At 43.1% G+C, this 24429-nt stretch carries 16 protein-coding genes; 4 read left to right on the top strand and 12 right to left on the bottom strand.

Going from position 1 to position 24429, the window contains the following annotated elements; translation table 11 throughout:
- The first annotated feature begins 17 nt into the window (after window positions 1-17).
- Window positions 18-1832 carry a phosphotransferase gene (locus tag QI63_RS04530; RefSeq protein ID WP_081984401.1) on the top strand — a complete coding sequence of 605 codons (1815 nt, stop codon included), beginning with the start codon at window positions 18-20 and terminating at the stop codon, window positions 1830-1832.
- Window positions 1825-3375: a BCCT family transporter gene (locus QI63_RS04525; RefSeq protein WP_052185581.1), complete on the top strand. Its 1551-nt coding sequence runs from the start codon at window positions 1825-1827 to the stop codon at window positions 3373-3375. Before QI63_RS04530 ends, QI63_RS04525 begins: the two co-directional genes overlap by 8 nt.
- A gap of 94 nt (window positions 3376-3469) precedes the next feature.
- On the opposite strand, the gene QI63_RS04520 is transcribed toward QI63_RS04525, so the two are convergent.
- The 6 genes from QI63_RS04520 to QI63_RS04495 form a co-directional block, all read right to left on the bottom strand.
- Entirely contained in the window at window positions 3470-4657 is a 1188-nt protein-coding gene (locus tag QI63_RS04520; RefSeq protein WP_044014267.1) for a MalY/PatB family protein, read from the bottom strand.
- Window positions 4658-4718: 61 nt separating this feature from the next.
- On the bottom strand, window positions 4719-5558 hold the full coding sequence (locus QI63_RS04515) for a YARHG domain-containing protein (protein ID WP_044014265.1): 840 nt from the start codon (window positions 5556-5558) through the stop codon (window positions 4719-4721).
- Between the two features lie 76 nt (window positions 5559-5634).
- Window positions 5635-6744 carry an ABC transporter ATP-binding protein gene (locus tag QI63_RS04510; RefSeq protein ID WP_044014263.1) on the bottom strand — a complete coding sequence of 370 codons (1110 nt, stop codon included), beginning with the start codon at window positions 6742-6744 and terminating at the stop codon, window positions 5635-5637.
- Between the two features lie 2 nt (window positions 6745-6746).
- The gene (locus QI63_RS04505; protein ID WP_052185479.1) at window positions 6747-8474 is read right to left on the bottom strand and encodes an ABC transporter permease; all 1728 of its coding nucleotides are present in this window, start codon (window positions 8472-8474) and stop codon (window positions 6747-6749) included.
- Window positions 8475-8494: 20 nt separating this feature from the next.
- Entirely contained in the window at window positions 8495-9601 is a 1107-nt protein-coding gene (locus tag QI63_RS04500) for an ABC transporter ATP-binding protein (RefSeq protein WP_044014261.1), read from the bottom strand.
- 156 nt (window positions 9602-9757) lie between these two features.
- Window positions 9758-10783: an ABC transporter substrate-binding protein gene (locus tag QI63_RS04495; protein WP_044014259.1), complete on the bottom strand. Its 1026-nt coding sequence runs from the start codon at window positions 10781-10783 to the stop codon at window positions 9758-9760.
- Window positions 10784-11004: 221 nt separating this feature from the next.
- Between QI63_RS04495 and dnaA the strand changes: the two genes are divergently transcribed.
- A complete protein-coding gene (gene dnaA, locus QI63_RS04490; RefSeq protein WP_044017036.1) occupies window positions 11005-12399 on the top strand; it encodes a chromosomal replication initiator protein DnaA in 1395 nt (464 codons plus the stop codon).
- 183 nt (window positions 12400-12582) lie between these two features.
- The gene (locus QI63_RS04485; RefSeq protein ID WP_044014257.1) at window positions 12583-14067 is read left to right on the top strand and encodes a hypothetical protein; all 1485 of its coding nucleotides are present in this window, start codon (window positions 12583-12585) and stop codon (window positions 14065-14067) included.
- A gap of 358 nt (window positions 14068-14425) precedes the next feature.
- Here the strand turns inward: QI63_RS04485 and QI63_RS04480 are convergent, their stop codons facing one another.
- The 6 genes from QI63_RS04480 to QI63_RS04455 all read right to left on the bottom strand — a co-directional run bounded on the left by QI63_RS04480 (window position 14426) and on the right by QI63_RS04455 (window position 24424).
- Window positions 14426-15679: an ATP-binding protein gene (locus QI63_RS04480; protein ID WP_044014255.1), complete on the bottom strand. Its 1254-nt coding sequence runs from the start codon at window positions 15677-15679 to the stop codon at window positions 14426-14428.
- Between the two features lie 230 nt (window positions 15680-15909).
- Complete coding sequence (locus QI63_RS04475) at window positions 15910-19407, bottom strand: UvrD-helicase domain-containing protein (protein WP_044014253.1); 3498 nt, start codon at window positions 19405-19407, stop codon at window positions 15910-15912.
- 152 nt (window positions 19408-19559) lie between these two features.
- Window positions 19560-21788 carry a VWA domain-containing protein gene (locus QI63_RS04470; protein ID WP_044014251.1) on the bottom strand — a complete coding sequence of 743 codons (2229 nt, stop codon included), beginning with the start codon at window positions 21786-21788 and terminating at the stop codon, window positions 19560-19562.
- Window positions 21772-22083 carry a hypothetical protein gene (locus QI63_RS04465; protein ID WP_044014249.1) on the bottom strand — a complete coding sequence of 104 codons (312 nt, stop codon included), beginning with the start codon at window positions 22081-22083 and terminating at the stop codon, window positions 21772-21774. The genes QI63_RS04470 and QI63_RS04465 overlap by 17 nt, the downstream gene beginning before the upstream one ends.
- Window positions 22083-24149, bottom strand: a complete 2067-nt coding sequence (locus tag QI63_RS12395) for an AAA family ATPase (protein ID WP_052185478.1) — start codon at window positions 24147-24149, stop codon at window positions 22083-22085. The genes QI63_RS04465 and QI63_RS12395 overlap by 1 nt, the downstream gene beginning before the upstream one ends.
- A gap of 23 nt (window positions 24150-24172) precedes the next feature.
- The gene (locus QI63_RS04455; protein ID WP_044014247.1) at window positions 24173-24424 is read right to left on the bottom strand and encodes a hypothetical protein; all 252 of its coding nucleotides are present in this window, start codon (window positions 24422-24424) and stop codon (window positions 24173-24175) included.
- Between the last annotated feature and the right edge of the window lie 5 nt (window positions 24425-24429).

Raw genomic sequence — 24429 nt, 5'->3', positions numbered from 1 at the left:
AATATACTTCATTCTATATGAAAAAACGATATTTTCAGATTATCGAGTTAATGAAAAAGAATCCGGCCATCACGCAACGTGAAATTGCCGGAACCTTAAAAATATCGCTCGCGTATGTCAATCAAATTCTTTTTTCTATGGAACAGGACAGCCTTCTTAAGACGAACGGCTTACCTGCCATCGGCAAAAAAGTTTTAACCATTAAAGCTCATACCGAATACGATTCATGCAAGGTTGATAATGCCATCATCATGGCCGCGGGTTTCGGTTCACGCTTTATTCCGCTCACCTACGCCATTCCCAAAGGGTTATTGGAAGTTTTCGGCGAACGGATGATTGAACGCCAAATCAAGCAGTTACAAGAAGTCGGTATTACCGATATCACGGTAGTCGTCGGTTATCTGAAAGAGACCTTTGAATACCTCATCGATAAATACAATGTAAAACTTGTGTATAATCCCGATTTTGAAAGCAAAAACAACCTTTCAACACTGTATCACGTCCGAGACAGACTCAAAAACACTTATATTTTATCCAGCGACAACTGGCTGCGGAAAAATATGTATCATGCGTATGAATACGATTCATGGTATTCGTCCGTAAAAATGAACGAAAAAACCAATGAATGGGTATTGCAGCTCGGTTTACACGACAAGATAATGAAGGTAAAGATCGGCGGTAGGAACGCATGGGTAATGTACGGGCCGGTCTATTTTTCGCGTGCTTTTTCCGATGCCATTCGTCCGATGATTGAAGAAGCCTATCACCGTGAGGATACCGACGACTGGTACTGGGAAGACGTATTGAGCCGTCATTTAAATACGCTGACGATGTTCGCAAATAAACAACCCGCTAATCAAGTATATGAATTTGAATCCTTGGAAGAGCTGCGTCAATTCGATACATCATACATGGTTTCCACACAGAATAAATGGATGGAAATGATTTCCCGCGTATTCGGGCAGCCTGAAATGCAAATTAAAAATTTGCGCCCGCTACGGCTTGGTATGACAAATAAATCTTTCATATTTGAACTGAATAACAACAAATATATTTTCCGCATTCCGGGCGCCGGTACTGATATTCTTATCAACCGAAAACAGGAACATGCAGTGTATAAGGCGATTGAGCCGCTCGGCATATCCGATAAGATTATCTATTTTGATCAAATGACCGGGGTAAAAATCAGTCAGTTTGAAGAAAATATGCATATCGCTGATCCCCACAATCCGGATGATTTGGAAGCGTGTATGTGGATTGCGCGTAAATTGCATACCTCCGGTATTACGGTACGACACCGCTTTAATTTTAGAGAGCGGATTAATTTTTATGAAAAGCAAGCGGAAGCAAAGCACGGTATTCTTTTCTATGATTATGCCGAAATCCGGGAAAAGATGAACACTTTGCTCGATTTACTCGACACACTGAAAAAACCGGAGGTACTGACTCATATCGATTTAATCTGCGATAACTTTATTATCAGTGACAGTGAGGTAAAACTGATCGATTGGGAATACGCTGCGATGTGCGACCCGCTGGCTGACCTCGCAATGTTTTCCATTTACTCTTACTTTTCCGAAGCGCAAATAAACGATCTTATGCATCGTTACTTCCGCCGCGATCCGGAAGGCGAAGAAAAACTGCGTGTCTATATCTATGTTGCGCTTGCAGGATTCTTATGGGCGCTGTGGACATGCTATAAACAAGCATTGGGAGAAAACTTCGGTGAGTACGGGTTAAAGATGTACCGGTACGCAAAAGATTATTACAAGCAAGTTATGCAGATGACGGAGTTTACAGATGACCGGAAAGAAGAGACAAATGATGAATAATCGGAAACATAACAAAGGTATGCACGGTTTCGAAGAAATCGACTGGATTATTACCCTTTTGCCGCTCGTCATTGTAACCGGCATTGCGGCACTGTTGCTTACCTTTCCGCAGCAATCGATGAAGGCTATCGATAGTTTATGGAATATTTTTGTCAACAAACTCGGTTTCTTTTATATACTTCTCGGTTTCGGAGTAGTGTGTACCGCATTCTATCTTGTTTTTTCAAAATACGGAGCAATACGGTTAGGCTCTCTCGATAAACCGCGCTATAGTAATTTTACATGGGGTGCTATGATCTTTACCTCCACGATGGCTGCAGATATTTTGTATTGGTCGCTTATCGAATGGGGATATTACTACACAGCATCACCGTTCGGACACCGAATGCTTACGGCCGCAGAAAGACAAGATTGGGCGGCAACGTACCCGCTGTTCCACTGGGGTATTACACCGTGGAGCTTTCATATCGTATGCGCCGTGGCATTTGGCTATATGCTCCATGTACGGCAGCGGAAAAAGCAAAAACTATCCGAAGCGTGCCGCCCTCTTTTCGGTAAAAAAATCGATGGCGTACTTGGTACTGTCATCGATGTGTTTTCGGTCGTGGGACTTTTAGCAGGAACCGCGACAACATTCACGCTTGCAACACCGTTGTTATCGCTGGCAATTTCCACCATCTCCGGCATTCCCGAATCACGGGAGCTGACATTAGCTGTGCTCTGCATTATTGCAGCGGTATATACCTCAGCTGTTCTACTTGGAATAAAAGGCATTTCTCATCTGGCAAAGGTTGCTGTTGTGTGTTTTTCCAGCCTCATTGTATTTGTGTTTTTGTTTAGTCCCAAACTCTATATTATCGAAACAAGCATAACCGGCATAGGGAAGATGCTGCAAAACTTTATCTCGCTTTCCACATGGATGGATCCCCTGCGGATTTCGGGTGCAGCCGGTACAGGGTTCCCGCAGCAGTGGACGATTTTTTATTGGGCATATTGGATTGCGTGGTTTGTCGCAACGCCGTTCTTTATCGGAACAATCTCTGAAGGGCGGACGGTACGGAATACCGTACTGGGCGGACTTATGTGCGGCATCGCGGGAACTTATTGCTCGTTTATCGTGCTGGGGAACTACGGACTTTATTTGGAAACACATGGATTCTTACCGGCTGCCGAACGGCTTGCTGCCGGTATCCCTCCAGACGAGATTATTTTAAGCATTCTAGAAACACTACCGCTTGCGAAAGCCGGTTTAGTGCTGCTCATCATCACGATGATTGCTCTTTATGCGAGCACTTTCGACGCGATTACGATGGTTATCGCATCTTATTCGCAGCAGGAACTGGAAGGCTGTGAACCTAAAAAGAGCCTGAGGGCTTTTTGGTCGGTTGTTTTTATCTTACTGCCGGCTGCGCTCATCCTTACCGGCAGCAATCTCAGCCAGTTGCAAAGCTTATCGATTATCGCCGCCTTCCCGCTCGGCATCATTATGATCTGTATTATCGTCAGCTTTTTTAAAGACGCAAAGAACGGGAAGGCAGGGTAAACGCATCAGACTGTTTTTAAAGCAATCGAAGACAGTTGTCCTGAACGGTAAGGCTGATTGGCTTGCATGCAGCTCATGCGTGATATAATTATTTTTACCGCTTCAATGTCTCCAATGCGCGGCTCAGCCGTTCGAGAGTTTCAGTAATGACCGATGCGGGGGCGGCAAGGTTAATCCGTTCAAAACCTCTGCCTTCTTCGCCGAAGATATATCCTTCATCTAGGAATACCTGTGCGGTCTGCGTCATAAAGGTTTCCAAAGCCTTGTGTTCCATTCCCAGCGCCTTAAAATCGAGCCATTGCAGATACGTGCCTTCGATGAGCGGCGCTTTAATTTCGGGATGATGCGTTTGGAAAAACTGCTGCACAATACGCTGATTGGCATCGATTACGGACAAACATTCATCAAGCCACGCCGCGCATTGCGTATAGCAAATTTCGCAGGCCTTATAGCTCAATGCCGTGAACAATGCTCCCGCCCCAAGCTCTTGGGCTTTTACAAAGGTTTTACGCATATTCTCATTTTTAATGATGATGTTGCTGATTCCCAAACCGGCGATGTTGAACGTCTTTGAAGGAGCGGTAAAAGTGATTGTCCGCTCTGCAAGATCATCCCCTAACGATTGGAAAACGGTATGCGTATACCCCGGCATCACAATATCAAAATGAATTTCATCAGAAAATAACCAAAGATTATGCTTTAATACGATTGCTTCTATTTTATGCAGCTCTTCTTTTGTCCACACCCTACCGACAGGATTATGAGGAGAACAAAAGAGCAGGGCCTTATTACGCGGATCTGTAGCGAGCCGTTCCAATGCATCAAAATCAATCGTATAACGGCCGCCGTTTTCCTGCAACGAACACGCTGCAACATTCCGCTCCTGCAAGCGTATTGCCCTAAAAAAAGGATAATACACCGGCGACAGGAGAATAACGCCGTCTCCCGGTTCGGTAAACGCTCTAACCGTATTAAAAATTGCAGGCACAACGCCTGCCGTCGGAACAATCCAATCGGGTTCAATCGCCCAATTATGCCGTGTCTTCATCCAATTTTGCACTGCCTCTTTATATGCAGCAGTAGGCCCCGTATAGCCCAGTACGGCGCTGTCAAGATAGTGCTTGAGCCCTTCCGTTAATTCCGGCGGCATCTTAAATTCCATATCGGCAACCGAAAGCGGCACAACGGACGAATCGACGTGCGGATTTACCTGATACATCGCATCCCATTTACGTGAACCTGAACCGGCTCTGTTTACCCTTGTCGTAAAATCATATTTCATAGAAATCCCCCTATTTATTATGATCGGTCATCTCTAAAAACATGGAAATGACTGATGAGTTTTATTTCGATATATAGTAATCACATGACCCAATCATTATCCATTTTTCACCCCATTCAAAATTATATTTTTTGTACAATTTACTTTCATTTAATGGGAGTGATATTTTTATTGAGTTTTTATATGTAATAATGACAGGAGTTCCTTTGTCTATATATGGAGTATTTGGATGATCTGCTACATAACCACCCAAAAGCACATTTTCTGATTCTACACTTAACACAATTCTATTTTTTACAATTTTCCATGTTCCTTTTATACTTTGTAATCTATTTATTGTTTCTGAAGGAATATATTCGAAAGTTTTATCTTGATTTAATTTCAGACACTGTGCTCTTTGATCTGCTCCTCCATTAAAAGCTTCCCAGACTATGGTTCGATTTTCGAACTCATACGTCCTCGATGATTCGGATTCAAAAATTTTTATCCTTTCTATCGCAGATTTTTCTAATTGAGTAAAAGACACATTTTTTGATTTCGGTTTGTACCATTCAAACTGACTAAAGTATTTTGTTAATTCGTCATCCGAAAAAATAAATCCCTTTTTTGCATAAAATAAATTTCTGAACAGTTTTAATTCAACTGTAGTTAAAGCTCCTAATTGTAAATCATTTAAATAAGGTTTTTCTATTGCATTAATATCACCATTTCTAATGACAGTTTTATATTGTTCAAGATCAATTTCCCGTTCAGCGCTTTTTAAGTATTCACTAACGCTAATAAAAGGGAATGGATATTCACAATCAATTTCAGTTGAATATTTGTTTTTCTTAAATTCTTGCGCATAAACGGATGTGATAAACAAAAGAAGTATTAAAAATATTGATGTTTTCTTTTTCATCTTTTTTACTCCACATAGAGAAAATCCCCTCCAACGCAGCGCATTGAGAGGGGATTCTCATAACGAATCAACAGTGTTAAATTAACTGACGGCGGTTGCGCTCTTCTTCCGCTGCATTTCCGTCATCGTCGTACCACATCGTTTCCGCAAATTCAACACAACATTCTTCTCCTTCGCTAAAGACAATACGGTGCGGGGTTTGTATCATCAATAACTGGGAACCGATTTTTACATAGTATTCCGTACAGTCGGTCAGGAATACGCGCTTTTCTATTTTAGTTTTAAAGCCAGTATTTTTGTTTAGATTGATTGCGTTGGGGCGCGCCGCAATAATCATTTTCTCTTTGCCGACGGCATTTTCGGGGATTGTACATGAAATTGCCTGTGTCGTATCACCGTCGGGATACACTTTGTTGCCGCGTAAATTTACTTTAACAAAGGTTGATTTCCCTAAAAAATTATGCACAAAACGGTTAATCGGTTTGTTGTAAAGGTTTCTGGGCGTATCAATTTGTACAATTTTTCCCATGTCCATTACCATCATGCGGTCGGAAAGAGCCATTGCTTCGGCTTGATCGTGCGTTACAAAGATAATCGTAAAATTGAATTTCTTTTGTAATTCTTTAATTTCAAAGCGCATCGATTCCCGCAGCTTCGGATCAAGGTTTGACAGCGGTTCGTCCAAAAGCAAAACCTTGGGGTTGGTAACAATTGCGCGTGCAAGCGCAATACGCTGTTGCTGCCCGCCGGAAAGGTTACCCGGATAAAGAGCTTCAAAACCGGTTAGATTCGTATGCTTCAAGGCCTGTTCAACCCGTTGCTTTATTTCTAAACGCGGGACTTTCTGAACTTTTAACGGAAAAGCAACGTTATCAAAAACATTCATGTGCGGCCAGACGGCAAAGGCTTGAAACACCATTCCCAAACCGCGGTCTTCCGGCGGCACGTACAAATTTTTGCTTTTGATTGAAACCGGACGACCACACAAATAAATTTCGCCTTCGCTCAAATCTTCAAAGCCGGCAATCATGCGCAGTGTTGTGGTTTTTCCGCAGCCGGAAGGGCCAAGGAACGAAAAGCATTCACCTTCTTCGATTTGAAGATTAAAATCATCAACGGCGACAACACTGCCCAGTAGTTTTTCGGAAAATACTTTTTTGACGTGCTTTAATTCTACCTGCACCATAATTATACCCCCCTCCTATCTTTTGTAATTTGCGTTACAATCGTGTTACAAATAATAATCAGCACAATCGCAACAGATGCCAATGCCGAGGCTCGAGGAATATAGCCGTCGCTGCGCAGCGAATAAATGGCGACTCCCAATGTGCGGGTATAAGGTCCGTAAAGCAGTACCGATGTTGTAAGTTCCCGCATTGCAGGCAAGAAAATTAAGAAAAAGCCGGAAACCATCGCCGGACGGATTAACGGCAATGTAACGTCTTTAAGCGCTTCGCTGTGAGATGCTCCGCAGGAACGGGCGGCATCTTCCAAAGACGGATGTACCTGCCGTAAGGATGCTGATGCCGATTTCATAGAAAATGAGAGATAGCGTGCAATATACGCTATCAAAATAATCCAAATCGTATTATACAGATTGATACGGAAAATTGCTCCCGACCATGCTAAGATAACACCGATTGCCAAAACCGTTCCCGGTATCGAATACGGTAAAACCGAAACGACTTCCAACATTTCTTTTCCCTTCGGGCGTATTCGATTGACAACATAGGCAACCATAACGCCGAGGAACATACTCAAAACCCCGGCTGTAACCGACAAAAACAGTGAGTTTCGGATAGAATCGGTGACCATTTTATTGCCTACAAGAACATCGATATAGTTTTTAAATGTAAAGTTTGCAAACTTTAACGGCAGTCCGTATGCTTTCAGTAAGCCGACCAAGAAAATCATCACAAGCGGTACAATAACGATAATAATAAGCGAAATAAAGGCAACCGTCAGCAGCGGATACTTTGCACTTCGCAGTTTTATCAACGTGGGACGCATACTTTTGCCTTTAATAATATCATAGCTGCCCGAACGCAAAACGAGCTTTTGAATTACAAGCGCAATCGATACGACAACAACAAGCAGTACGGAAAGTGCCGCACCTTCGCGAATACCGTTGAAATCGCCTGCCGCACGGTTTATCAGCTGGTAAATCTTTGTCGGCAAGGTATAAATATTTTGCGAGAAGCCGAGAATTGACGGCACGCCGAAGTGTGCAAGTGAAGAAATTAAAATCAATAACGCACCGGCAGAAATGGCAGGAAGAACCAGCGGCAGCGTAATTTTCCTAATAACATACCCCTGCTTTGCGCCGGCGATGCGGGCGGATTCCTCCAGTGTGGGATCCATTCGTTCAAGCGCACTGACAACTTGCATGAAAACAAAGGGGAAATAATACGAAACTTCAACAAAGATAATTCCGCCGATTGAATTGATGTTAATCGGTGCAGAAGATAAATGAAAGGTTGACATAAGCCAATTATTTAAATATCCGCCGCGTCCTGAAAGCATCAAGTCCCAGGCCATTGCCCCGAAAAAGGGCGGAAACATATACGGGATGGTAAAAAGACCGCGCATTAAACCTTTCAGCGGAATATCGCTTCTGCCTAAAAGCCATGCATAAAACAGGCCGATAATCGTGCCGAACACGGTAACCCAAAATGCAATCTTTATTGTGTTCCACATGGCGCCAATGTTGTCTTTATTCCCGATAACGCGCTTAAATAATTGTAAGTCGAATTTTCCTTCAAAGAAAAATGCGTTATAAATTATCATAAAAATCGGAATAATAACAACAATAAACAAAATGATAAAACTTAAACTCGTCATCATACCGTCGAGGCTAAAAGCAAACCGTTTGCCGTCAAGCCGTGCCAAATCGGGATTTTGATATTTTTTGAACATAAGTCCTCCGAATGTAAAGATTACGAAGAAACGCTGTCGTTATTTTGACATCGTTCATAATATTTGGGATTTACAAATACAAGCCCCACTGTATCGCCCTCGGCATATTCCTTTGACTGAAGCATATCGAGTGTGTTTTGCTCAATACGGATTTGTTGCCCTTCAAAATCCACGAAATACGTACACTGGCTTCCCAGAAACGATGATGACAGGACTGTTCCTTTAAAAGACGATTTCTCGTCGAATAAAATATCTTTGGGACGGATGCCCATTTCATAAGGCTTACCGATTTCGATATCCGGCATTTGTGAACTGTCGGCATTGAGATATTTGTGCATCTTGCCGTTTAATTCAAAATACATACCGTCATCTTTTTTTACAACCGGTAGGAAATTTGAAACCCCGATAAAAGTAAACACAAAGCGATTTGCCGGTGATAAAATAATTTCTTCATCAGTTCCGATTTGGCATAAGGTTCCATCGGGTTCCATAACCGCTATTTTGTCGCACAGTTGGAGCGCCGCTTCTTGGTCATGTGTTATATATATAATAGTGGTACCGATTTCCCTTTGTATTTGCCGAATTTCAATCAGCATTTCTTCGCGTAGTTTTGCATCAAGGTTGGTTATCGGTTCGTCAAGTACAATAATGTCTTTGGAAGATACAAGCGCCCGCGCGATTGCGACACGCTGCTGCTGTCCGCCCGATAATTGCGACGGTAAATGCTTACGATATTTATCCATCCGCACCTGTTTTAAAGCAAACTCCGCTTTTTGTGCTATTACATCTTTCGGCATTTTCCGCTTTTTCATGGGATACACAACGTTTTCCCAAACAGTCAAATGAGGCCACACCGCATAGTCCTGAAACACAACGCCGATGTTTCTCCGTTCGGGAGCAATGTTGATATGCTTTTCGGCACTGTACACACAGGTATCACCGATAAAAATTTCGCCCTGTTCCGGTTTTATAAAACCGCATAAACAGCGGATGAGCGTTGTTTTTCCGCATCCCGACGGGCCGACGATTCCCATAATCTGGCTTTCTTCTATTTTGAGCGAAAAATTTTCAAAAACGGGTGTTTTCCCGTAGCGGAACGTAATATTATTAAATTTGATTTGCGCCATAGCTGCTCCATTTTGGTAACATAATACCGCAGTATCAAAGTTGTTTGACTTTTACAAGCGGCTCAGTGATACAGACGAATGAGAGCTGCAAGATCGTTCTAGCAGGTGCTTCCGTTCAGAACAGTCTTACAGCCCCTTGATTTTTTACTATTTTGGTTATTTGAATATTGCGTCAAATGCTGCAAGAATATCTGCGCTCTGATCGGCAATTTTTTCGTTGTCAATTTTCATAGAACGCGCAACAATATCGCTTGTGGACATTGCGCCCGGCTTTGAAACATCAAACCGAATAGGTGAAACATTGTGATCAACAAGAATCTGCTGACCTTCCGCTGAAAGAATAAAATCGTATAGCAGTTTTCCGTTTTCTTGATTCGCAGAATTCTTTATAAGTGCAATAGGGCTTGAAATTGCAATCAAATCTTTTTCGGGGTATACAAACTTAATGGTTGAACCGTTGCTTTCCAATGTTTCCGCAACATAATCGACTCCGATACAAACCTTATACGCATTTGCCGCTACTTTAGAGTGGGTTGATGTTGTTCCGCTTTCAAGCTCCGTCCCCATTGCTTTCAGCTTCTTGAAAAAATCAATACCGTAGTGGCTGTCTGCCATCAAACCGGCAACCGCATAAAAAGTTGTTCCCGCTTCGCCCGGGTCAGTCATTACAATCTGATTTTTAAACTCTGCATTTAACAAGTCATCCCATGTTTTGGGTGCAGATTCGGCTGTTACGTTGTTTGTGTTATAAACAAGCCCCATAACGATCATACGGCCGCCGCAGTAGTAGTTGTCGGCATCTTTAAAGCTTGCGTCAATGTTTGCGGCCTCAGGCGAAACATACTGTTCCAAAATGCCCTGCCGTTTAAAGGTAATATAATTTGACGGGTCTCCTATCCATACTACATCACAGGCAATTTGTCCGGACTGTTTTTCCGCAGCCATTTTGGTTGTAACTTTGCTTGTACCGGCTGCATAATAATCCATTTTTATATGCGGATATTTCGCAATAAAACCTGCTTTAAGCGCTTCAAGCTGGGCTTCTTTTAAAGAAGAGTACAGCATAACCGAACCGCTGTTCTCAGAACCGGAAGCCGCGGAATCGGCAGGCTTTTTTGAGCACGACATAAACAATGCCGCAACCAAGACAGCCAGACTTATCGATATAATTTTTTTCATCATACCTTTTTCCCCTTGTATATAGAAAATATAATTGGCCGATTATATACTTTATTCTTTTAATTGTATAGGGAATCTTAAAAACCTTAAAAATCAAAGCCTATCAGCGTGTTCTATAAGGAAATCGCTTATCGGATCCGCGGGGGTGTTAAAAAAACGTCTGATGTGTTTACCTTGAAATTTCATATTGTCAAAAAAAGGAAAGTAGTAGTATAATGAAAGTTATGAATAGTTGCGATTATCGTATTTTTTGGGAAGAAACCGTTAAACAATTAAAAGATGAGATAGGCGAACAGGAAATATCTACGTGGTTCTCGCGTATTGTCTACGAGAGGGCTTCGGACAGTACTATCGTTTTATCGGTACCTTCCGGATTTTATCGCGATAGTGTACGGCAACGGTATGAAATCCTTATCGAAAAAAAATTATTGGAGCTGCTCGGTTCTCGGATCAGTATTGAATTTGAAATAAGAACACATCAGGCGCCGGATAGTCACTCAACGCCTAAAAACAATACGCATACACCGAAAGAATCTTCTTCATCGGCGCTCCGTGAGCCGCAAAAATCGGTGCCTCCCGAAGAAAAAAAGAAGCATCCCCTATTGAATGAACGCTATACGTTCGACAAATTCGTTATCGATGCAGACAACCCGCTGCCTGCGAACGCAGCGATTGCCGTTTCCAAAAATCCCGGAACAGCGTATAATCCGTTGCTCATTTACGGCGGTGTGGGATTGGGTAAAACGCACTTAATGCAGGCAATCGGCAATGCGTTGTACCAAAATACCAATCTGAAGATTTTATATGCGCCTGCCGAGACCTTTACGAATGAATATATCGCTCATGTAAATAAAAACAAAATGCATGAATTTAAAAATAAGTACCGCAATGCGGATGTGCTGCTGCTTGACGATATCCACTTTTTGGAAAAAAAAGAGGGTACACAAGAAGAATTGTTTCACACCTTTAATGCTCTCTATGAAAGCAATAAGCAAATCGTATTTACGTGCGACCGTCCGGTAGAAGAACTGAAAAATTTAACCGACCGGCTCCGTTCCCGCTTTACCCGCGGTTTGAGCATCGACCTAAAAATACCTTCGTATGAAACCCGCTGCGCCATTTTATTTAAAAAGCTGCAAGATGAACATTTTTCTATTCCTGATGAAGTGGTACACCTAATTGCAAAGAATGTTTCTTCCAATGTACGTGATCTGGAAAGTGCGCTCACTAAATTGCAAGCATATTCGGAGCTAACCGGTCCCATTACATTCGAAAATGCCCAGCGGCTTTTACAGGATACGTTCGGATCTCCCCGCCAGCATAATATTTCGATCGATACGATTCTAAAAATCGTTGCAGATTATTTCGGTATCTCCTATATCGATTTAAAAGGAAAAAAGCGGACAAAGAATATCTCCTTTCCGAGGCAGGTGGCAATGTACCTTGCACGGGAAATGACCGAATTCTCTACCACGGAGATCGGTGTTGAATTAGGCGGACGAGACCATTCGACAGTCATGCACGGACATCAAAAAATAGAAACGCAAACAGCGCTTGAACCTTCGCTCGAGGTTACCATTGCCGAATTGAAAAAACGCATAACGAACGCGAATCAGTAACGGTTTTTGCAGAAGTAAATGCGATATTTCCGGCGTTGCCGAAAACATATTTGGTAATGCGGCGCAATAATATGCCTAATATGCCGCATATTTTCAAAAAGAAAGGTTGGGTAGCTTCCCTTATTATGCGGTGTTGTTAAAAGACCGCTTGATGCGTTTGCCCGAATCCTATGAGAGGTATATATGAAAAAATTAACTGTATTAGTTTTAATGATAATGCTTGTGATCACCGTGTTTGCACAGGAAGCGGCAGGAACTGAAACAGGCAGTCTTGAAGATGAGCTGTTCGGTGGCGATACTGAAGCGCTCGTAACACCGGAGCAGGCAAACGCCGAAACTCAAAAAAGCGGTGTTTCCCTAACGGGCGATCTTAAAACCGCAACACTCACACTTGAAAGTAATAAATTGCGTATCGGCGGCTCGTTAAATGCCGAATTGGGGCTTAAATATGTATGGTCTGATCCGTACACAAAGAAGAACGATTCTAAAAAAGTATTTTTAAATCCTGAAGTAGCGCAGCTGCGGCCGACAATCGGTGCAAATCTCTTTTTTGATGCGCGACCGGTACAGGACTTAAAACTGTACGGCAAGTTTATCTTTGAATTCCCGTTTGAAAAAAACTTGAATGGAGCCCTTTCAATCGGAAAAGACCAGCTACCGCCTGCATTACAAGGATTGTTCCCCAACGGATTAGCAGCGCCTGTGAGTGTAAACGGTTCTCCAAATTTTAAAATTTGGGAGATGTATACCGATTTTTCGGCAAAAGATATTGCGTTTTTCCGGTTCGGAAAACATACGGTTAAGTGGGGAACCGGTTATTTTTACAGTCCGGCTGATGTTATCAATATTTCGCGGATAGACCCTGAAAAACCGACGGCAGATCGGGAAGGACCCGTTTCGCTGCGGACGCATATTGTTATTCCTAAGACACAGTACAATATATGGTTGTATTTGCTGCCCGACACGGAAACGTTTAAGCCGCAGTATACGGCGGGAGCTGCAAAGGCAGAGTTTGTGTTCGGCGATTGGGAGTTGGGTGTCGGCGGCTGGTATCGCTATGAAAAGGCGCCGCGGCTTATTACCACCCTCTCCGGCAGTATTGCAGGGAAGGTTGCCGTTTTTGCGGAAGGAGTGTTTGCATGGGGCAGCGATTATACCTATTATAGAGACGATGCTGCATTGACACCGTATACGGTAAAAAACAAGCCGTTTTTCCAAGCAACGCTCGGCGGCTCGTATTCAAATGAGACTTCTCATACAATGATCGCATTTCAATACTACTATAACGGCTTCGGTTATGCAAACACAAAGGCCGCCGACCGTATTGCTGATAGCGCAGCAGCCGCGTTGAACAACAAAAATTTTACCGATCCTTCGCTCAAAAAATATGAGAATATCGCCACAATGGGAAATCGAGGTCAGCACTACATCGCGTTTACGGTATCTCAGAATAAAATCGGTACGGAAGATTTGACGGCAAATTTGTTCCAGCAGTTCGCAATCAGTGAGCTTGAAGGGCTTACAACACTCAGCCTTAACTGGAAGATATTTAAGTTTGTACAGATGAGTACCGGCCCGATATTCTCGTATCCGCTGAGCCCTGCATCGCACAGTAAAGGTTCCATCGGCTATAACCTCAGCTTTAAGCTTGGCGGCGGCAAGTTCTAACGTCCGCAATTCATTCATGGGGAAAGTTGAGGGCATCTTTCAAAAAATCTATTAGCCGTTTATCATTTTGTAGAATTCTTCCGCAAGAAGATTCATTCTTTTGTCTATATTGAACGAATCTTCTTTGCCTTCATATCGAGCAACAAATCTTTTTACGCTTTTAAAGGATGATTGGGCACCTCTAAAAACTCGGTTAGATTTTTAGAGGTGCCCGCCGAGTTTTTAATAAGTCTATAAATACAAATGACTTATTAAAAACATCGCAAATAAACTTAAGGAAAACCTCTAAAAACTGAGGTTTTTAGAGGTTCCCGATTATTTATAAAACTGCATTTTTTTTGCACAACTCCCCTTATACTTACATATCAAGACTATGCTCATTTAAAAGAAAGTCGTAGATATTCATCGTTGTGATACCGTCATCATCTCTTCTGATATTCAGCGTGTCATGTACGATTATTATTTTCTTAAATGAATCCCCCACATTGAGAAGCGGCGTTTTTTCTTGTTTTATTTTTTCCGCATCAGGTAAACTGAATGCAGATTGAATATAATACTTCCGGCTTCCCAACGTTGCAATAAAATCGATTTCAAGCTGACTGCGCTCACGCTCTCCGCTGCTCACCGTTTTTCTTATCGGGACAACGCCCACATCGACGCTAAAACCTCTGGCTCGCAATTCATTATAGAGTATATTCTCCATCAAATGCGTTTCTTCATGTTGTCTAAATCCAAGCCGCGCATTTCTTAAGCCGACATCTTCAAAATAATATTTTAAAGGACTGCCGATATATTTTCTGCCTTTAACATCAAAGCGTTGCGCCTCATGTATCACAAATGCATCTTGTAAAAATGCTATATATTGACGGATAGTATTGATAGAAATATCCGAGTGGAGCTTGCTTTTAAATGTTGCTTCTATTTTAGAAGGGTTTGTAAGCGAACCGACTGCAGAAGCAAGAACGTTAATCAGATCATTTAATTCCTGTATTTTATCGATGCGGTTCCGTTCCCGTATATCCTTTATATACGTCTCTTCAAAAAGCCGTGTCAGATATTCAACTTTTTGTTCTTCCGTTTTCATAGAAAGAATAAGAGGCAGACCGCCATACATGATATAATCTGCAAAGCCGCGATAGGTATCTCCGCTATAGCCCTGCATATATTCCTTAAAGGTGAGCGGAAATATGTGTATTTCATCGCCGCGCCCTCTAAATTCCGTTATGATATCCTTTGATAAAAACCGAGAGTTACTGCCGGTTACATATATGTCAAGATTTGATATATGTAAAAGGGAATTTAACACTTCCTCAAATTCGTCGAGTAACTGTACTTCATCAAGCAGCAAGTAATATAATTCATTATCTTTGATTTTATTTTCTACATAATCCAGTAGCACATCGGGATTTCTATAGTTTTTATTCTTTCTTTCGTCCAATGCAATTTCAATAATATGATCATCTGAAATATGTATTTCCTTCAGATAATTTTTAAATATTTTGAAAATAAGATAGGATTTTCCGCACCTTCTGATGCCGGTAATCACCTTAATCATGCCGTTATGCATGCGGTTTGTTAGGGCTTTCAGGTATTTTTCACGCTTAATTTCCACTCTCTTCTCCATTGAAAATTAACGGGCTTATGGCCGCTTTTTTTCAAAATTATACTATTTATATCGTGTGGTCAAGCATAATATTGACAATATACGGCCATTTGGCCGAAAATTTTCATTTTTTTGATAACTTTTGCCGTATTGGGGCAATAAGAGGGAGTAGCGGAGGATCCTTGCAGTGATACGGCAGAAAAGGCGGCAAGAACCGGAGCAATATGATTGTCGACTCCTTACACCACCTCTACGGCAGTTTTGCTGCGGAGATAGAAAATGTAGGCTTTAACCGATTTGGGCGACTGTTGTCCGCCGGTGTCTTGACCGAATCCTTCCATTTTATAGAAATTTTCTACGGCAGCTTTGTAGATTAAAAGCTGCCTTCGATGTTGTTCAGGATAGATTTTTTGGTCGGTTTTATAATCGATGATATACGCGGTATCTTCGTATTCAAAAAGCAAATCGATTTGCCCTATGACGAGCTTTCCTTCATAGAGGGTTAAAAAGCCGTATTCGGTCTTTCTGAAGGAAGCTTCTGCCGCCTTTTGGCCCAGCGGAGAAGAAAGAAAAGCGGAGCACAGTTTTTCCACTTCCCGGGCGTACTTTGCAGGCAGTGTGCATGGGCGGTCTAAAAAGCGGGCTTCCATCGCCTTGTGCACCAAAGTTCCGAATTCGGTGGAGGAAAGCTCATCGCCGTCCTTTTCACCGGTATTGTCACCCTGCCCGATATTTTCATTTAATTCGGTATGTTTCATCGTTTTAGATTGTGCCATCGTTTGTGAATGTTCTATACTTTGCGCTTCCTTACTTTGAAGCATTGCAAGCGGCGCTTCGCTTAAATGAAGCCACTGCCGGTCTTTTTCAAATTGAGTTGCCGGTATGACGCGCGGTTCCGCAAGCGGAAAGTTTTTTTCCGCAGCCTGCCGGTATAGGGCACGGGTTTCATCAAGATTGAAGCGCTGCCGGTCTTCTGCGGTGTGCTGTACGGTCGAGGCGGGGAGCGGTAACACTTCCGTAAAATGCACGCAGTTGATATCTCCGGATAGCGCCGGTAATAAGAGCTGAAAAAAACTTCGGTTATTTTCTTCCTTCTGAGGTTGTACAAGCTGTTGGCGGATTTCCTCCAAAACGCGGGGTGTTTCCGGTAGTTCCTCAATATCACCGCCGGTTTCCTGCACGCCGCTCATCAGCAGCCGAACCTTAGCCCGCGTAACGGCAACATAGAGAAGCCTCTTTGTTTCAGCGAGGTGCTTGGCGTTTGCTTCCTGCCGCAGTTCCTCAAAAAAGATATTGGCGGAAGGATCGTTTTTTGTTTCCGGCGGTAAATGGATAACCGGCCCTAAATCCTTGTGCAAAAAGACCAGGCCTTCTTTCTTTTCAGACTTTCCCGCATTGCCGCAGTCGGGAATACAGACAATCGGGAACTCCAAGCCCTTGCTCTTATGCACCGTCATAATTTTAACCGCGTCGCCGCCGTGTTCGAGCGGAATTTCCATATCTTCAACTCGCTCTTCCGCATGAATGTACGAAATCAGTGTGTCGATAAAAGCCGAAAGACTCTGCCCCGCGGCATCCGCTTTTACCGCAAGTGCAAAAAGATAGTCGTATAGTTCCAGATAGCGGTGGTAGCGCGGCTCCGTAAGCAATAGGTACCGGTATCCTTCGTCATACCACAGTGCGGTAATCAATTCGGCATTACTCTTTTTTTTGATAGAGCCTTGGAGCCGCTCAAAAAGAGCGCAGGCATTTAAGAAATACTGCCGGTCTTCCGCATCCAATTCTTCGGCAGCGGAGAGATCAAAAGGCTGAAGTTCATGCTCAAGGCTGTGCAGCATCAATCGGGTAAAAGAGCGGTCGCTGAGGCGGACAAATGGTGAGCGGAGTACTTGGGCATACACGGCTCTGTCATGCGGATACACCGCTAAGCGGAGCAAGGCGCAGATATCGTTGAGCGGTGCGTCGTGGAATAATCCTTTTTGCTGTACGGAAATATAGGGGATTTTAAATGCACGGAAAAACCGCTCGTAGACTGCTTGATGCGTTGAAGCGCGCAGCAGCACGGCAAAATCCGACCATGTACAGGGACGGGTAGACTGTGAGGCGTCATCGTATACAAGGTAGTGTTCGTCATGGAGCGCGGCTATTTTTTGTGCAAGCGTATACGCCTCGCATTCAATCGGTTTGAGGAAGGCGGTATCGGTGTCGACGTCTTTTGGAAAGCGTTTTTTGTCGATAAAGAAGATATCCGTCTGAGGCGCTAAATGGGGAACCGCCTCCCTGCTGAGGATGGGGATAAATTCCGCTTCAAACGCAGGCACGGTGTCGATAAGGGGCTGATTGGTTTCCGAATAAAAGACCCGCATAAATACACTATTAAAAAAGTTGAGCAGTTCAGGTTCAGTGCGGTAATTTGTTTGCAGGTTAATCGAAGCGGAGCCGCCGCCTTGCCGTAAATCCTGCGACAGCGTACGGAACACCGAAACATCGGCGCCCCGAAACGCATAGATCGATTGTTTTTCGTCCCCGACAAAGAAAAGTTTATCCGGCACCAGCTCGTCCGGCGTGGGTATCGATTGGTCGGTACGTTCTTCTTTTTCCGCAAGCAGGAACAAGAGATCGCGCTGCAGGCTATTATTATCCTGAAATTCATCGATCATAATCCGATGGGTTTGTTTTTTGTAAAAAAGCCGCAAGTCGGGATCGGTGATGAGCGCGTCAACAGCGAGCTGCGCAATGTCGCCGAAATGCAGTATGCTTCTCCGCTTTTTTTCGGCAATGAAGCGTTCCTGCAAAACACTGCAAAGCGCGTATATCTTTTGCATCTGCTCTTTGTGTGCATAAAAATGATACAGACTTTGCAAGCGGCCGGAGCTTTCGCTCAGTTCACCGCAGAGCGCCTTGCACGCTTTTACGTCCTCATCCTTTTTTGAACCCATCGTTTTTTTAACGCTGCAAATCGCTTTCAGCCGTTCAAGAAAGAACGGTAGCTGCGGATCGGTCAGTGTAAACGGGAATTCGGGGAGTTGCCCGTATGCTTCTTTTACTGCGCTGATGTAGTTATCGGTTCCTTCAAGATGAGCGGCAATATCTCCGAGAATGCGTTCGGCTTGTTTGCGATAGCCGGTAAATAATGGTTCGGCAGCGGCCAGCTGATTCTGCAAGGCCTCAGAAAAATCAATCGGGCGGGAGACTGTAACGTAATCGTTTAATATTTTGACAAAAAAGTCGTTGATAAAATCGGTAATCGGTTTATCGCCGAGCAGATATTGCAGGTTTGTGTCCGCGCGGTGTTCAAGGAAAAAATCGAGCGAAAGGTTATAGGCGAGCCGTTTCGATTCGGTAAGGTCGATAGTGAAATCCGGACTGATACCGAAGCGCCGGCATGCGGTTACGGCAATCTTATGACAGAATGCATCGATAGTCATAATTTGCGCCTTAAAAAAAGAATCCAATGCAGCACCGGCACGTTTTCGCTGTGTTGCATCATCGGTTCCCGCATACATCTTTTGCAGCTCCCGATAAATACGCCGGTGCATTTCCGCCGCCGCCTTGTCCGTAAAGGTGAGGGCAAGGATATGTTCAACCTGATAGTTTTTTTCGGTAATCAGGTACACATACCGGCTTGCCAGAACCTTCGTCTTGCCCGAACCGGCTCCCGCCGCCACAACGGCATTTTCATCCGTTTTTACCGCCAGTTTTTGATGTTCATTTAAATCTTTGCAAATATCTATCATATTTTCTGCTCACGTACTTTTGAAGGATGTGTCGATTATTATAGCATAGCTTTTATTGATAGATAAGGATGGGTGTGGGGCTGTCCGAAAGCTATAAAACCGCGGCGCTGCATAGATATAGTGTTCATGTTGTCGGTGTGACAAGGGGCTTGTTATTTCCGCGTTTTCAGTTCATGCAGCTGTTCAACAAGATGCCGGGACGCGCGGGTATCATTGGTGTCGTACAGCCAGTTGTGATTAAAACAGGCGATGGTATTTTTGTTGCCGCTTGCTCCGATAACAAGGCTGTAAAAGCCGGTGTTCTTTTCTTTTTCCTGTTCGATAGCGGTAACAAGGTCAGCTGAAAGATTGCCCATTACGAAGTCCGAGATCATCAGTACATCGGCATTTTTATATCCTGTTGCAGTATCGCTGCCTGCAAGCATGTTAAGCGCTTTCCGCAGCGCAGGTTCTGCATCGGTTCCGCCGTTAAACGACATACGTAAAAAACGTACCAGTTTTTGCAGGTAGTTGCCTCCGTCCGCATTTGTCAATTCCATATCCTCATTCGGTTTTACTTCCAGTGTTTCAATATCCGTGGAAAACGAGATGATATAGCAAAGCCGTTCCTGTTCTGCGGCGATCTTTGCCAGTGCAAATGCTACTGTTTTTGCAATATTCTCCGGAGTGCCGTGCATAGAGCCGCTTGTGTCAACGCAGATGATAATCGGTCCCTTGGGTTCTTGCTTTTCCATCGTTACCTCTTCTTGCTCGATACTTTCTTTTAATTCCTCTTGCTCATTTTGATACTCAAATGACAGGAGCTGTTTTTGCGCACATTTCAGCTGAAAGAGTTTTTTTGCCGCAGGATTTTTCAATAGAGCAAGTTCACAAGGAAGAGCCGCTGCAATATCGTTTGAATACTTAAGTCCGTTTATCTCTCCGCGGTATGCAGGTTGCGGGTGCCACTCCGTTGTTATAACGATTTTATCCCGCAGCTCTTTTTCAAACACCACTTGTGTACGGCTTTGCCTGCCGAGAAGGTCGGCAAGTTCCTGCAGCGATTCATCTTGTTCCAGAAGTTTGGCAAAGGTGTCAAGAATTTCAAACCCGCTTGTTTCAAAGGGATGCTTGGATAAATCCCAGAGCCTTCCGAAATTTTTAGTGAACGGCGTAAGTAGTTTTTCAAGCCGCATAAAGTTTTGTATTTTTTTATACAGCTCCTCCAAAAACTGCTTTCGCATAGTATCGATCCTCTCCTGCTCCCACTTTGTTTTGCGTTCGATGAGATTTTTTTCCATATCGGCAATAAAGTTTCTGCGCAGCGCTTCAAGTTTTTCCGGCGATTCCCATTGAAGCGTATTTTTTTCATTATTTTTCGTTTTCTGTATTACGGTTTTTGCATGGGTAGTATTTACTTGCTCATTTTTTCCGGGAGTGTTTTCTGCTTGCATATCGTCTACCCGTATACTTGCTTCCGGAGACGTTTGTGCTTCCTCTGCTGGGACTGTTTTCGCGGTATCGTCTGCTGCACTATCGGTGATGTGTTTTTGCTCGACAAATGCTTTGCGGTAAAAATCAAAGTCCAGCGTACTTTCCTGAATAGTTCCGCGTTTTGAATCGCTAACTGACGGAAGGCGTTTATAGTGATACTGTATTTTTGACTTTTCCGCAGAAAGATCGGCTGCAATTTCTTCTGCAGACTGCTTTTTCTGCTGTGCAACAAAGATTGCTTCATCGAAAAACGGATTTTCTTTTTCCAATGTGCCGTGTGTCTTTTGCAGCCATTCCAAAAGGTCGGTCTGAATATTTTCGGAAAGTCCTGCATGACTTTGCATATACTTTTGTACATCTTGCGTATTCAGAATTTCGGAAAGCGTATGCTGTGCAACCTGCGCAAATGTATTCTGCGGAAAAGCAATGGGGATGTCTTCCGGCTCAACAGGCTGTATGGCATCTTCGATCGCATCAACCAACTGCTTCCGTTCCAGAGTTGAACCAAATGCAGATTCAGGGGCAGCATTTTTTTCAAACTTTCGCTTTTTCTTCGATTGCTGCTTATAGCGTTGAATGTTTGCGTTTAAATTTTGTTTTATGTTACCGATGTTGGAAAATAGTGTGCTGCACAGATTGAAAAATGCATTATCGCTTAAATCTTCCGTTTGGTGTGCGGTTCTATTCCGTGTTAGACGGAGCGGTTCCCACCAACAAGGCTTTGAAGAAAACCATACTTTTGTTAAACATTCCCGTAGCTGCTGCATTTTTATTTGCAGCCATGCACGCGCTTCTTCATTGATTGCTGTAACATCGGAAATACCGGAAGGGTATTTTTCACTCATTTCTTCAATAGGGCGCAATGCTTTCCTGCTATATTTTCTTGAGTTTCTATCTTTTCTCGTCATCAGTGCATCCTGTTTCTATTAAAGCTCTAATCTCTTCCATATTGTCAAATACAAATGAAACCATCTTTTGCAATTCCTTATCGGGAATATCTTCCGTTGCATGTGCAAGCCGGTTGCGGATTTTGTGCAATTCCATAACCGGCTGCGGCGGCTGAAGCCCTTCTGCAAGCATCTGTATTTTCAGCTCAAGCCATGCTTTCTGTTCATCTGAAAGCCGGTAGACATCGGGCATGCCGCCGGAATACTTTTGCTTCAATGCGGTAAGGGCTTCACGGGATGTATTCGTATCGTTCACTATATTTTATTCCATTCACGGATAGTGCGAACCGCATACTCATGATCTTTTGTTGTATGGTCTTGCAAACCGTTCTCATCAAAAAGTTGATAGAAGGCTGCCGCTTCTCCGTTTTCGGATGCCGACCAGTATTCCTGTGGAGTAAGCAGTCCTCCTTGAATGCCGAGTGCGGTTAAAGAAGTATTGAGCTTATCTCTGTTTTTCCATATTGCATACAGTTGAGCTTTGTCGGGAACACTCCAATTTGCTGCGTAGTCTTTTGGTAAGGCATCGCCGTAATGAAGGGCATATTCTTTGAGTGCATTCCATGCCAGTTTCTTTTCACTTATACCGATAGCAAAGGTTTTATCGTCAGCAATGCACACAACTGCAATCACATTTTTTTTCTGTTCCTCTGTCAGATTTTTAATTTCTTCCGAAGAAAAAGCGGTTCCGTCTTTGAGAATAACATCTCCTTCTGAAAAATCCGTATTGAGTTCTGCGTTGAAATACCTGTTATGCTGTTTAGCAAGTGTGATTTCCGCATCTTGAAGCTGCCGGATTGCCTCATCCAGTTTTGCAGTAAGACTTTTATTATAATCCTGATTTGCAAAGAGGTTTGCTTTAAAGGGTACCGCATCCGCTTCTTTTTTGTCTTTTAGCGCCTTAATTTCAGTATGGATTTCATCCACAATAGGCTTATAATATGCTTTGTCAAAATTCTTTTGTGAGGTTTCTTGAGCAATATCGGAGAATTTTTTTTGTTCAAAATGAGTTGTTGCGGAATTTTTCTTTACCCTAAAAATATGATGACATGAAATTTGATCATCTGTTTTCTTAAAGCTATCACTTGTATCATATGTTTTATTTGAATCATAAACATCGTGATAGGTATTCGATAAATTATGCTTTCCTTTACCCACAGTAATGTACCACGTTTCACTTGTTCCCCTGCGTATACACTCATAGCATTCTTGATTATCGATCGTAATAATTTTATCAGTTGCAGATTCTGTTACTGTTTCAAACCAATCTTTCTCAACTTTTGCTGTAAACTCTTCAATCCGGTCGTTAATGTCATCTATCGCAGTATCGCAATCCAGTCCGTTTTGTTGAATGCACGTCTCTACGATTTGGCGTACCTTTTTCTGCTGTTTTCCCGTGCTCCAGATGCAGTATTCAATCAGCTGACAGTCCATTAAATCTACTTCTGTACGGTCGTTCAAAAATGCGGATGTCTTTAAGATGCGCACTATTTTTTTCCAACGGCGGTCGCCGATTGCAAATGATTCACCGGCAGCTTTTTCTTCTTCGCTCAATGTCTCATTCTGCACCGTCAGTTCTTTACGGATTGCAGAAATAACCGCTCGTGATTCTTCTGAAAGCTGCACTGCGTCGATCTGTGTTTTCCAGTTTTTTAAGTCCTCGTTGGAAATCTGCAATTTTTTAATCTCATCGGAAAGTTCAAATTCAGAGGACGAACCTTCTACCATATCAAAAAAGCTATCTTCGTTTTGAATAAAACCGATAGGTAAACGAATAATGAACCGGTCATACAAAGCTTCAAGCCCGCGGTCTTTTGCAGGCAGTTCGTTTGACGCAGCAAGTAAAGCTTTTAGAGGTACGTCCTGTACTTTACTGCCGTTATGAAATTTCCGCTCGTTTATGATGGTAAGAAGTGTATTGAGGATTGCGGGACTTGCCTTCCAAATTTCATCGAGAAAGGCGATATCCGCTTCGGGTAGCATGTTCTCTGTGAGGCGGCGGTATTCTTCTTTGCCGCTTTCACCTTCGCCGTTCAAGGCTTTGAGCGAAATATTGCCGAACACATCTTCCGGCGTAGAAAATTGATTTAAGAGCGTTTCAAAATACTGAACGCTTCCCGCTCCGTCCGCCTTAAATGCTTGCACAACGCGCCGCGCAAGCATGCTTTTGGCACACCCGGGAGCACCCAAAAAGAAAATACTTTCCCCTGCAATTGCTGTTAAAAGTGCAAGGCGCAGCGCTTCGTCTTTTTCGTATAGACCTTCGCTGAGCGCATTTTTAAGCACTGATATCCTATCGTGATGTTTTATTGTTTCTGCCATCTGTGGTTCCTCCTGCTTGGCATTTAATTGTGTGTGTTCGGTATTCTGTACAAGCTGTACATATGTAGTACCGTATTCGTTTTTTCCATTTTTATCTGCGGTATCTGAGATAAAATTTCACTGAATTTACTGACATTGAATAAACTACACATATCATTGACGGTGTCTTTATTCCAGCCTAATTTTTGCATAATTACAGAGGGATTCCTTTTACCGTCAAAGTTTTTTACTACGGCAATAATTTTTGCTATTACTTCGTCTTTTGTACAACTCATTGTGT

It is taken from the genome of Treponema sp. OMZ 838, from assembly GCF_000775995.1.
In the GTDB taxonomy this organism is placed as follows: domain Bacteria; phylum Spirochaetota; class Spirochaetia; order Treponematales; family Treponemataceae; genus Treponema.
This window is presented reverse-complemented; position numbering and strand designations above follow the sequence as displayed.

What these genes read in the sequence shown, in the direction of transcription:
- QI63_RS04505 (WP_052185479.1), bottom strand. Translation starts at nt 8,474, where the DNA reads ATGTTCAAAAAATATCAAAATCCCGATTTGGCACGGCTTGACGGCAAA.
- QI63_RS04500 (WP_044014261.1), bottom strand. Translation starts at nt 9,601, where the DNA reads ATGGCGCAAATCAAATTTAATAATATTACGTTCCGCTACGGGAAAACA.
- QI63_RS04485 (WP_044014257.1), top strand. Translation starts at nt 12,583, where the DNA reads ATGAAAAAATTAACTGTATTAGTTTTAATGATAATGCTTGTGATCACC.
- QI63_RS04520 (WP_044014267.1), bottom strand. Translation starts at nt 4,657, where the DNA reads ATGAAATATGATTTTACGACAAGGGTAAACAGAGCCGGTTCAGGTTCA.
- QI63_RS04470 (WP_044014251.1), bottom strand. Translation starts at nt 21,788, where the DNA reads ATGACGAGAAAAGATAGAAACTCAAGAAAATATAGCAGGAAAGCATTG.
- QI63_RS04515 (WP_044014265.1), bottom strand. Translation starts at nt 5,558, where the DNA reads ATGAAAAAGAAAACATCAATATTTTTAATACTTCTTTTGTTTATCACA.
- QI63_RS04495 (WP_044014259.1), bottom strand. Translation starts at nt 10,783, where the DNA reads ATGATGAAAAAAATTATATCGATAAGTCTGGCTGTCTTGGTTGCGGCA.
- QI63_RS04510 (WP_044014263.1), bottom strand. Translation starts at nt 6,744, where the DNA reads ATGGTGCAGGTAGAATTAAAGCACGTCAAAAAAGTATTTTCCGAAAAA.
- QI63_RS04525 (WP_052185581.1), top strand. Translation starts at nt 1,825, where the DNA reads ATGAATAATCGGAAACATAACAAAGGTATGCACGGTTTCGAAGAAATC.
- dnaA (WP_044017036.1), top strand. Translation starts at nt 11,005, where the DNA reads ATGAATAGTTGCGATTATCGTATTTTTTGGGAAGAAACCGTTAAACAA.
- QI63_RS04530 (WP_081984401.1), top strand. Translation starts at nt 18, where the DNA reads ATGAAAAAACGATATTTTCAGATTATCGAGTTAATGAAAAAGAATCCG.
- QI63_RS12395 (WP_052185478.1), bottom strand. Translation starts at nt 24,149, where the DNA reads ATGGCAGAAACAATAAAACATCACGATAGGATATCAGTGCTTAAAAAT.
- QI63_RS04475 (WP_044014253.1), bottom strand. Translation starts at nt 19,407, where the DNA reads ATGATAGATATTTGCAAAGATTTAAATGAACATCAAAAACTGGCGGTA.
- QI63_RS04455 (WP_044014247.1), bottom strand. Translation starts at nt 24,424, where the DNA reads ATGAGTTGTACAAAAGACGAAGTAATAGCAAAAATTATTGCCGTAGTA.